This window comes from Ventosimonas gracilis, from assembly GCF_001580025.1.
Taxonomy (GTDB): domain Bacteria; phylum Pseudomonadota; class Gammaproteobacteria; order Pseudomonadales; family Pseudomonadaceae; genus Ventosimonas; species Ventosimonas gracilis.
The window spans coordinates 1-654 of the sequence record NZ_LSZO01000004.1 but is presented as its reverse complement, the minus strand read 5'-3'; the positions used below and the strand labels follow the sequence as shown (position 1 = coordinate 654).

Annotated in this window: 1 tRNA gene; it reads right to left on the bottom strand. The window is 44.0% G+C overall.

Annotation, left to right across the window (positions count from 1 at the left end):
• Positions 1–570 precede the first annotated feature (570 nt).
• Positions 571–646 (bottom strand) — tRNA-Ala (locus AXE65_RS00315).
• Positions 647–654: the final 8 nt, after the last annotated feature.

Sequence of the window (654 nt, the reverse complement as noted above, 5' to 3'; positions counted from 1 at the left end):
GTCTTTCATCGCCTCTGACTGCCTAGGCATCCACCGTATGCGCTTCTTCACTTGACCCTATAACCCCAAACGCTCTTTTGGCTAAAATCATGACTGATTTCACTTAAAAGCTTTTGAAGTCAAAACAATCCGTGAAGCGACATCGCCGAAAATCTTCGCATACTCTCTTGTCGATCAAAGTCTTGCACGTCTAAAAATCACGTACAGGGCTTTTCGGACAAGAGCGCTCGCAAATCTTTTGCCTTGATTTATTGATTTATCGAGCCATGAATTGCTGTGATACAATCCATAAGTCCTATAAATCTATAAGTCACACTTCTATCACTTTCCCAAATTTTTAAAGAACGATTTTTAAAACAATTCTGAAGCTTTTTGAGCTTGTGCTCGATGCATGTCTTTTAAAACACGCGGTAAAAGTCCAGAAGTCAATGATCTGCTTTAAGCTGCTTTAAGCCAGAGCGCTTTTTCGCTCGCTTAAGCGGATCGTTCAATTCTGGGCTTTTTATCTGTTGCTCTTGGTTATCGCCGACATTTTTGCGCTTGTTTTGCGCTTGTTGTCCGCCCGCGTTCTGGTGGAGCCAAGGAGAGTCGAACTCCTGACCTCCTGCGTGCAAAGCAGGCGCTCTACCAGCTGAGCTATGGCCCCAAGCATTT